This is a genomic window from Phenylobacterium sp. (genome assembly GCF_036963605.1).
Classification (GTDB): domain Bacteria; phylum Pseudomonadota; class Alphaproteobacteria; order Caulobacterales; family Caulobacteraceae; genus Phenylobacterium.
On the sequence record NZ_JBALUY010000106.1, the window covers coordinates 1 to 9240 of the forward strand.

The window sequence follows — 9240 nt, forward strand, 5'->3', positions numbered from 1 at the left end:
CCCCCCCACCGTGGTCGTGAACGCCAGCGCCAGCGCCAGCGTGCGCGCCTCGGCCGGCGCCAGCGCCGGCGCAGGTTCGGCCGTCTATTACGGCGGTGGCGGCGGTGGCGGCTACTATTCGCCGCCCGTGGCCACCGGCCTCATCCAGGGTCTGAACGTCGAGGGCGGTCGCAAGATGAAGCGCACGGCCTATGAGGCGACCCGCTCGCGCACCCGCCGCGTGGTGATCCAGGCCGTCTGCATTGACGATCGCCAGTCGCCGCACCCGGCCGCCCAGCTCTTTCCCGAGCGTGAGGTCCGCGACATTTTCGATGGCGAACTCTATCGCTGCCTGGCGGGCACACGCCTGCAGGCGACCATCGCCGAATATTCCGGCCAGGTGGACTTCTCCGGCGGCCAGTCGCTGGTCTGCGCCAAGGGCGAAGCTCTCTATCACGCCCCTGGCGGCCAGGTGACCTGCCGTCCGCAGAAGCCGGCCCGCGATTGCAACGAGCGCTCGCTGCTCCGTCGCTTCGGAGCCGGCATCAAGATCCTGACCATGGTCAGCACCGAGACCTACACCGCCTATCGCGAGGAAGAGGAATATTCGGAGTCCTCATCCTCCATGGCGCTGAGCCTCGACGGTGGCGTCGGCGGCACGGTCTACTAAAGGGCTTTAGCTCTCCGGGACCACTTCGATCTTCCAGGTGCGGTCGGGCGAAAGGATCCGCTCGGCCGCGCGCTGCACGTCGGCGGCGCTCACCCGTTCGGTGCCCGGGATGACAGCGCGGATGGCCTCCAGCCGGCGGGGGTCCGTCTGGGTGCGAGCCAGCTCGCTCAGCCAATAGTCGTTGCCCACCCGTGCGCGCTCGATGCGCTCCAGCCTCGGTTGACGCGCGCGCTCCAGTTCATCGTCACCCACGGGGTTGCGGCGAAGATCGTCGGCGATCTCGGCTACGTCGGCGAAGAAGGCGTCAAGCCCGTCCGGCGGAATCTCCACGCTCGCCGAGACGTAGCCCCAGCCGGTCCAGACATAGGAGTGGTTGTAGTTGACCGACGGGGAATAGGTGGCGCCCTGGCTTTCGCGCAGCTCTTCCACCAGGCGCAGACGCAGGATTTCCCCAAGGATGGCGGCCTCGCGGGCGGCCTGCGGATCGGCGAAGAAGTCGGTGCTAGGCCAGGCCACATAGCCGATCGCCTGGTCGGCGCGCCCCTTGTGCGTGCGCCGGACCGGCGTGTCCGTGGGCGGCGGGAAGGCGACCGGCGCGGCCTCGGGCCGGGTGACCTCCGCACGAGGGGGCAGGGCGCCGAAGGTGCGGGCGACGGCGTCTGTGGCTTTTTCCACCGTGGTGTCGCCGACGATGATCACCTCGATCGGACCCTTGGCGAGCGGCCCTGCCAACTGGGCCTTCAAGTCGTCTGGGGCGGCTTGGGCGATGTCGGCCTTGCTGGGGAAGGTCCAGCGACGGTCGCCGGAATGCAGCAGGCCCGACAGGTCGCGGGACAGGACGCCCCCTGCGGTCGCCTCATACTGTTCGTGGATGGTGGCGCCAGCGGCCTGAATGCGGGCGAAGGCCTCCGTCCGCCAGGCCGGATCGGCCAGATAGGCGGCGAGCACCTGCATCTGGACGTCGAGATCCTCGGGCCGCGTGGAACCGGAGAGGGTGAAGGCGTCGTCGCTCACCCGCAGGCGCGCGCCATAGACGTTGGACGCTAGCACCCGCTCCATATCCTCGGCGGTAATCTCGCCGAGCCCGCCTTCGACCAGGGCCTGGCTGGCCCAGGCGAGGCTTTGGGTGTCCGACGGCAGGCTCTGCAGCCCATCCCCAACATTCACGGCGACCAGGATCTCGTCGTCCTGGAAACGGGTCGGCTTGATGGTCAGGCGCACGCCGTTGTCGAAGCGGATGAAGACCGTGTCGAGGTCGGCGATCTCGCGAGTCTCAACGACCTTGCCCGGCGCGCCGAACTGGCCGTAGGGCCACTCCACCACGCTCAGGGCTTCGGGCGGAGCGACCTCGATCCGGCGGGAGGCCTCATAGGCGCTCAGCACCGCAGCCTCGCCGCCATCGACCTCGGTTGGGCTGGCCAGGAAGATCAGCGGCCCTTGTCCCTGAAAGGCGTCGCGCAGGGCGCGGGACACGGTGGCGGCCTCGAGCCCTTCCACCGTCGCGTCGAACAGGGCCAGATCCTGGGCCGGGCTGGTGACCACCTCGTCCTCGGCCGTGGCGCCCAGGATCTGCTGGGCGAGGCTCGACGGCCGCCGGGTGGCCGCGCCGGCCACGTTGGCCTTGAGGCGCGCCCGGTACTCGGCGATCTCCCGATCCAGCTCGTCCTGGCGGACCCCGTGCAGCAGCGCGCGGCGTTGCTCGGCCTCGATGGCCTGCAGCGCCTCGCGCCAGCGGCCTTCCTGGGCGTTGGCGATGATGCTGGTGGTCTCGGCGGCTCCGAACTCGTCGTTCACAAAGGCGGCCGCCCCCAGGAAGGGCGGATCGGCCGCCCGCGAGATCACCGACAGCCGGCGGTTAAGGACTGAAAAGCCGAGCTGTTCGATCAGATCGGCTCTGCGGCGGGCGTCGGAGTCGATGGCGACGTCCGGATCTCGGACCCAGGCGATCTGAAGCGCGCCCTGGACGCCCGGCTCCACGGCCACCTTGGCCTCCAGACCGCGGCGACGGACCTCGCCAAGCTCGGGGGCCCCCCCGGGTTCGCCCAGCGCGGTCCAGCCGCCGAACGCCTCGATGATCTGGGCCTCCATGGCGTCGACGTCGAAGTCACCGACCGCCACCAGCAGGGCCCGCTCGGGACGATAATAGGCTTCATAGAAGTCCCGGATCCGCGCGGCCGGCGCGCTGCGCAGCACCTCGACCTCACCGATCGGATAGCGGTCATTCAGCCGCTGATCCTTGAGCAGGAAGGCCAGCCGGTCCTTGTAGGTGCGGTAGGCGGGCGCATCGCGGGCGCGCTCCTCCGAAAGGACGATGCCGCGCTCGCGGTCCACCGCATCCTGGGCGATGGTCAGGCTCATCGCGGTCTCCCGCAGCAGCATCAGGCTAGTGGACAGTGTCTCCTGGTCGGTCCGCGGCAGGTCGAGCTTGTAGATGGTCTCGTCGAAACCGGTGGAGGCGTTGGTGTCGGCGCCGAAGGCCAGGCCCAGGCGCTCGAGGATCTTGATCATCTCGCCTTCCGGCACGGCTTCGGAGCCGTTGAAGGCCATATGCTCCAGGAAGTGGGCCAGGCCCTGCTGGTCGTCCGCCTCCATCAGCGATCCGGCGTCGATGCGCAGGCGAAGCGCCGCCTGGCCCGCAGGTATGGTCTGGCGACGGATGGCGTAGCGCATGCCGTTGGGCAGGGCGCCGAAGCGGATTTCGGGATCGACCTCGACGTCGGAGACGGCCTGAGGCCATTGGCCCGGCGCGAGGTCCGGGGCCGCCATTGCTTGGGCGCCTACATGCGGCGCGCGTTCGGCGTTCTGAAGGGCGGCGTGCGCCAGACCTGAAAGGCCGGCGAAGGCGAGGGCGGCGGTAAGCGCAAGCGCCGCTCGCTTTAAAAAAATCATTGAGACGTCCGCAATTCACGACAATAGCCTCCACCATCGCCGCCGGATGGGGCGAGGGCAAGGCGAAGGTGGCGGCGGACGCTGGGCTCACGCCCTCCCGGCCTACTGGCCGGAGGGGCGGCTCACATAGTAGCTGGCGGTGTTGCCGACCGCATTGGCGACCCCGGTGGCCGAGCGGGCGTAACCGGTGACGTTCACCGAGCTGGTGGCGCTCACATCGGTGTTGTTCACCTGCTGGCTGGTGGCGACGATGCGCCCCTGGCAGTCGCTGCAGGCATAGCCCGTCGCCGCATTGCCGATGGCCGTGGCGGTGGAAGAGGCGTCATAGCCCTCCCCGCCGGTGAAGTCGGCGATGACCTCGACGCCGCCACCCTCGTTCAGCTGAACGGCGTCGATCAGGGTTTCCGGGCCAAAATTGCCGGCCATGAAGGAATTGCCGACCCCGTAGGCGATGCTGGCCGCCGAGCCGAACTGATAGGCCGAAGCCTGGCTCTGGGCCCGGACATAGGCCTGGTTTTCCTGGGCGCTGGTCACATCCAGGAGCCCGCCCTCGTTGGAGGTCGAGATGTTGTTGCCACTGGCCGTGGCGCTGGTGGTGCTCAGATAGGCGTTGCCGTGAGCGGTGAACTGGCTGGCCTGGGTCAGGCCGGCCTGATTGTCCTGATCGATGATGTAGCGCTCGCCCGATCCGCCTATGCCGGAACTGGTAACATTGGTCCCGGTGGCCGTGCCAGCGAAGGTGGCGGCGCCTTCTACATAGCCATAGGTCCCGCCGCCGTCGGCGACGACGTCGGCCTGGTTGGTCTGGTTCACCCGGGCGCCGACGACACTGTAGCTGACGCCGAACCCCTGGCTGACGCCGATGGCCTGGGCCGAGGCGGTCACATCGCCCACTTCGGCGTCCGGGGCCTCGATATGGCTGTGGCCATAGATCACGCCCGGGCCGGTCTGCTGGTTATAGACCCCGGTCAACGTGCCTTCGTAGATGTTGGACTCGCTGGTCACGCCGGTGGCGGCCGTGGTCAGGCTGGTAACGGCGCCAGAGCTCACCGCGGCGTCCAGCCGGGTGTCGGCGGTGACATCAGCCTGCAGGTTCTGGTTGGCGCGCACGTCCAGGGTCACGCCTTCGCCGGAGCCGTCGAAGGCTGCGCCGGTAGCGGTGGTGACCGCCGTGGTCGCCTCGGTGACCTCGACCACGTCCAGCGTCTGGCCGGAGAACACGTCTCCGGTCTGGACCTGATCGCTGACGATGACGCTGTCGAGGGTCTGGCTAGTAGCGACCGCGGACGTCAGGGTCGCGGCTGACGTTCCAGCGATTAGGATCTTCGCGAGTCTGCGCATTGTTGGTCCCCAGATTGTTGTAGGCGGGGACATAGGCCCCCGTGAGGCCCACCGTCGTCCCGGCCAGGGGGTCGGAGGACAGGCAGGCCTGGGGACCAGGCATGCCGTAGAGGTTGGCGGTCATCTCGATGACAGCCCGCTCCACCAGCGAGCGGACGGCCAGTTGCATGGGCTCCAGGGCGCCGGTCCCGGCCGAGATGTCGAAGACATTGCCGCCGAGGAAATCGAACATGCCCACGCCGACTTCGCGGCCGATCACCTGCTTCTGGTAGGAGATGACATCGACCACCTCCAGGGTGCGGGTGTTGATCAGCCGCAGGTCCAGGCCGATGTTCATGATGAACAGGCGGCCGTTGAGGTTGCCCTTCAGGTCCCGCGGATCGGGATCGCCGGCGCCGATATCGAAACCGGACGAGCGGATGTTGAAGTTCAGTTCGGTCAGCCCGCCGGCCACATAGAAGTCCGAGCCCGGCACCTGGCCCGCCAGGATGCGGCGGTACTCCGCCGGCATGTTCGGGGCCGGATTGGGCTGGTCGGAGATCAGTTTGTTGTTGGCGTATTTCAGCTCGAGCTCGGACACCGAGGTGTCGAACCGCTCCACCAGGGGCATGCCCGCCTTGGCGAAGGCCGACATGGCCATGAGCGACGCGCCCTGGGTGATCTTGCGGCCGCTGCCGTCGGATTCCGACTTGCCGGTGTAGTCGGCGATGCGGCCGATGGCGATGCGAGGCGCGGTGACATTGGCGGTGCGCGCATAGCCGGCCAGGCAGACGAGGGCCGTGGAATAGGGTGTCGGGTTCGAGGTCACCGGCGCGCCGCCGATCGGGCGGCTGTAGTTGCCGCCGGGGCCGGCCACCGGGGTGGCGCAGGCGCTGAGGGCCAGGGCCGCGGCGCTCAGGACGCCCAGGACGCGGACGGGAAGCTTAGTTTCCATCGCCGACCCCACCGGAATTCATCTGCACGCCAGCGTTCACGTCGCCATTGTTGATCTGGGTGGAGTCGATGATCACCGTATTGTAGCTGCCCTGGGTGATCACGACGAGATTGTTGCCGATGGCGCTGGACCCGCCGGAGCTGGCGCCCACGCCGGCATAGGCGTCGGCCGAACCCCAGGAGCGGCTGAAGGAGGACTGGTCCTCGCCGGTGAGCATCAGGCCATCGACGATGACCCGGTTGCCATTGGCGTCACGGGTGGAGACATCCACCGGATGGTTCTCGCTGCCCGCATAGCGGCCCCAGCCCGCATTGAAGTCGGCCGAGTTGGTGGTCATCTGCTGAGCCTGAGCGCCGCCGGCCGCCAGGACGCCAGCCAGGAGCAGGGCGACCCACGTCGTCGGATGGGCCTGGGCCTTTGGCCTCGTATCGGTGGGGGCGATGGCCATGAACTTGGCGGACTCCAAACAGCGACGACGGTCAGTCGTCGTTAAGCAAACCACGTGCCAAAGATGGACACTGGCGTCCTATCTAGGGGTGCAACCCTCGCAAATTCGTTAAGGCTGGCGCCGGACAAGTCTGAACGCCCGCTGGAGGAGACCTGTTGTCCGAAAACCGCGAACCCATTTTCAAAGCCCCGTGGCCAGCCATGGTTCTGGTGGGGGCGATACTCGGCGCCTTCGCCTGGCAGGTCTTCGTGCTGGGGGAGGGGGCCTATTCCCGCTTCGGCTTCTCGCCGGCCGGGTTCGAGGCGGGCGGATGGCCTGGCCTGCTCACGGCGCTCTTTATCCATGGTGGGGTGGTTCATGCCGCTATGAATGCGGCCGGCGCCCTGGCCTTTGGCAGCCCCGTGGCGCGCCTGTTCGGCCTGCGGCTATGGGGCGGCCTGATCTTCTTTCTCTTCTATCTGGCCTGCGGGGGCCTCGCCAACCTGGCCTTTGCCAAGCTGCACCCCGGGGAGGAGATTCTCCTGGTCGGCGCGTCGGGCGCGGTCTTCGGCCTGATCGGGGCGGCCACCCGCATCCTGGCGGGCGGCGGGCGGCTAGCCCCGATTTTCGACCGGCGCGTCCTGTTCATGAGCGCGATCTGGATCGGCCTCAACCTGATGATCGCCGTCCTGGGTTTTGCGCCGGGGCTGGAAGGCGCTGTGGCCTGGGAGGCCCATATCGCCGGTTTCCTGGCAGGCCTGCTCCTGGAGGGGCCGGCCGCCTGGCTCGCGGCCGGAGGGGCGCCCCAGCCCCAGGAAACGCCGCCGGAGGCGGAGGGGTGATTGCCAGAACCGCCGTTATGCGACAGGCTGTGCATCTGTAGGATGAGAGCGAGACGACCTATGCTTGTATCCCAGATTCTGAAGACCAAGGGCGACCTGGTCTTCACCGTCACGCCGGGGGACACGATCAGCGCGGTGGCCGCCCTTCTGCACGCCCGCCGCGTGGGCGCTCTGGTGGTGGTCGACGCCGGCAAGGTAGTTGGCATCGTCTCCGAGCGCGACGTGGTCCGCAGCCTGGCCGAGCTGGGCGCGCCAGCCCTGGATCGTCCCATCACCAGTTGCATGACCAGTGATGTGCTGTTCGCCCGTCCTGGCGAGACCGTGGACGCCCTGCTCGAGCGGATGACCGATCGGCGGGTGCGCCATCTGCCCGTGTGCGAGGACGACAAGCTGCTGGGTATCGTGTCGATCGGCGATCTGGTGAAGCACAAGATTTCCGAAGTGGTCGCCGAGGCAGATGGCCTGAAGGCCTATATCGCCGCCGGCTGAACGTGCGCCTTCCCCGCCTGCAAGGTGATAGGGTCGCCGTCCGCCCCCTGGAGGCGTCCGATCTTCAGGCCTGCCATGATCTCTATGATGAAATCGGCTGGTCAGATCCGGACCTGGCTGCGGCCGAAAGTCTGGCCCTGCGCCGCGACTGGCTGGACTGGACCCTGCGCAGCTACGACCAACTGGCGGCGCTTCACCAGCCTCCATATGGAGAGCGGGCGATCATCGACCACGATCAAGTGTTCGTCGGTCTGGTCGGCGTCGTGCCGCGGCTGGAGCCGTTCGAGCGATTGCCAGGACTGGGCGGGCGATCCGAGGCGCGCCGGACGCCGGAGATCGGCCTCTTCTGGGCTGTGCGTCCGGTCTGTCAGGGGCGCGGCTATGCGACGGCGGCGGCCGGACTGGTCAGCGCCTGGCTGTTCGAGACCTTGGGCTTGGCTCGCATCCTGGCGGGCACGGAGGCCGACAACGCCGCTTCGATCGGCGTGATGCGGCGGCTGGGGATGCGCATCGAGCCTAATCCGGGGGCGCCTTCGCCGGGGTTTGACGTCACCGGAATCCTTGAAGCGCCCGGGGAAGGCTGAAGGCGGGGTCTCAGGCCTGGAACACTTCCCCGCCGTCGCCGGTCGCCGCGTCAGCCAGGCTGTAGCCTTCGAGCACCTCGGCCGTCGCATCGCGGGCGCGGAGGAGGGCCTCGCGCAGGGTGCAGGTGGCGAGATCGGGGCAGTCGTCGCACTTTCGGAAGGCCGTCCGACTGACGCAGGGGGCGAGGCCCAGGGGACCATCGATCACCCGGATGACTTCGGCGAAGGCGATGTCCTGGGCCGGCCGCGCCAGGGTGTAGCCACCGAACTTGCCCCGCCGGCTGACCACAAGCCGGTTGCGAGAGAGCTCCAGCAGGATGGCCTCGAGGAACTTTCGCGGGGCGTCGGCCCGCAGGGCGAGCTCGCCGGAGGTGAGTTGGACCCCTTCGGCCCGAGCCAGTTCGACAAGCGCGCGCAGGGCGTAGCGGGTCTTCTGCGATAGCATGGCCAGGGGCGCCTCCCTTGCGCGCCCATCTTCTCCATAGGGGCCGAGCGCCACGGTGGGCAAGCATGGGGCGGCTGGCGCGCCCGCGTCACACCGTCCAGGCACAGCGCCTTGACTCAAGGGGGAGGCCGCGCTAAATACGCTCCCCTGGCCGAAACGACGGGCGAAGACGTGGCGTTAGCCGAAAGGCTGTTGACCTCTTCTTAATCTGTCGTTAGGTTCCGGTCCTTCAATCGAATCGCTGCGGACATATGAGGGCAGCCCCTCGGCGGCCCGAAGTGATTTTTGCGCCAAATTCCTCCGGGAAGATGACGCAAAGAAAGTCCGAAAGGATCGATTGACAGGTTCGGGGGTGGCGACTAGATACGCCGCTCCTCGCCGGGGCCGGAAGGTTGGCGGGGCTGGCGGAAGCCGGTTTGGTCTTTGACATTGTTGAATTGGAAAGAGAAACGCAGGCGGCGGTGTTCTGGCGATGGTTCTTCGGAACTGTCTGGACGCTGACGAACTCTGCGGTCTCTTGAAGACAATACCATGCGTCGTTGAGCCTTAGGGTTTGGCGACGATTGGGAACTCGTCAAGATACGTAGACCAATGCCAATTGGGCGTCCTTCGGGATGCTTGAGAAACGTTGGGTCAGAAG

General features: G+C 67.6%; 9 protein-coding genes. 4 read left to right on the forward strand and 5 right to left on the reverse strand.

Going from position 1 to position 9240, the window contains the following annotated elements; genetic code table 11:
• Window positions 1-649, forward strand: a 649-nt coding sequence (locus V7702_RS15580) for a hypothetical protein (protein ID WP_335650996.1), incomplete at its 5' end; no start/stop codon positions are given.
• Between the two features lie 6 nt (window positions 650-655).
• Here the strand turns inward: V7702_RS15580 and V7702_RS15585 are convergent.
• From V7702_RS15585 to hfaA, 4 genes are all read right to left on the reverse strand, one after another.
• Window positions 656-3415, reverse strand: a complete 2760-nt coding sequence (locus V7702_RS15585) for a M16 family metallopeptidase (protein ID WP_335650997.1) — start codon at window positions 3413-3415, stop codon at window positions 656-658.
• A 225-nt stretch (window positions 3416-3640) separates the two neighbouring features.
• Window positions 3641-4879: a holdfast anchor protein HfaD gene (gene hfaD, locus V7702_RS15590; protein ID WP_335650998.1), complete on the reverse strand. Its 1239-nt coding sequence runs from the start codon at window positions 4877-4879 to the stop codon at window positions 3641-3643.
• Entirely contained in the window at window positions 4809-5813 is a 1005-nt protein-coding gene (hfaB, locus tag V7702_RS15595) for a holdfast anchoring protein HfaB (protein WP_335650999.1), read from the reverse strand. Before hfaB ends, hfaD begins: the two co-directional genes overlap by 71 nt.
• Entirely contained in the window at window positions 5803-6261 is a 459-nt protein-coding gene (hfaA, locus tag V7702_RS15600; protein ID WP_335651000.1) for a holdfast anchoring protein HfaA, read from the reverse strand. The genes hfaB and hfaA overlap by 11 nt, the downstream gene beginning before the upstream one ends.
• Before the next feature lie 155 nt (window positions 6262-6416).
• Here hfaA and V7702_RS15605 point away from each other — a divergent pair, with 155 nt between their 5' ends.
• Genes V7702_RS15605 through V7702_RS15615 form a run of 3 tightly spaced genes read left to right on the forward strand, consistent with a single transcriptional unit; the run spans window position 6417 to window position 8155 of the window.
• A complete protein-coding gene (locus V7702_RS15605) occupies window positions 6417-7082 on the forward strand; it encodes a rhomboid family intramembrane serine protease (RefSeq protein WP_335651001.1) in 666 nt (221 codons plus the stop codon).
• Window positions 7083-7142: 60 nt separating this feature from the next.
• Window positions 7143-7571, forward strand: coding sequence for a CBS domain-containing protein (locus tag V7702_RS15610; RefSeq protein ID WP_335651002.1), 429 nt, complete (start codon window positions 7143-7145; stop codon window positions 7569-7571).
• A 2-nt stretch (window positions 7572-7573) separates the two neighbouring features.
• Window positions 7574-8155, forward strand: a complete 582-nt coding sequence (locus V7702_RS15615; protein WP_335651003.1) for a GNAT family N-acetyltransferase — start codon at window positions 7574-7576, stop codon at window positions 8153-8155.
• A 10-nt stretch (window positions 8156-8165) separates the two neighbouring features.
• Here the strand turns inward: V7702_RS15615 and V7702_RS15620 are convergent, their stop codons facing one another.
• Window positions 8166-8600 carry an RrF2 family transcriptional regulator gene (locus V7702_RS15620; RefSeq protein WP_335651004.1) on the reverse strand — a complete coding sequence of 145 codons (435 nt, stop codon included), beginning with the start codon at window positions 8598-8600 and terminating at the stop codon, window positions 8166-8168.
• Window positions 8601-9240: the final 640 nt, after the last annotated feature.

Coding starts and splice junctions, on each gene's coding strand:
- V7702_RS15585 (WP_335650997.1), bottom strand. CDS start 3,415: ATGGCGGCCCCGGACCTCGCGCCGGGCCAATGGCCTCAGGCCGTCTCC.
- hfaD (WP_335650998.1), bottom strand. CDS start 4,879: ATGCGCAGACTCGCGAAGATCCTAATCGCTGGAACGTCAGCCGCGACC.
- hfaB (WP_335650999.1), bottom strand. CDS start 5,813: ATGGAAACTAAGCTTCCCGTCCGCGTCCTGGGCGTCCTGAGCGCCGCG.
- hfaA (WP_335651000.1), bottom strand. CDS start 6,261: ATGGCCATCGCCCCCACCGATACGAGGCCAAAGGCCCAGGCCCATCCG.
- V7702_RS15610 (WP_335651002.1), top strand. CDS start 7,143: ATGCTTGTATCCCAGATTCTGAAGACCAAGGGCGACCTGGTCTTCACC.
- V7702_RS15620 (WP_335651004.1), bottom strand. CDS start 8,600: ATGCTATCGCAGAAGACCCGCTACGCCCTGCGCGCGCTTGTCGAACTG.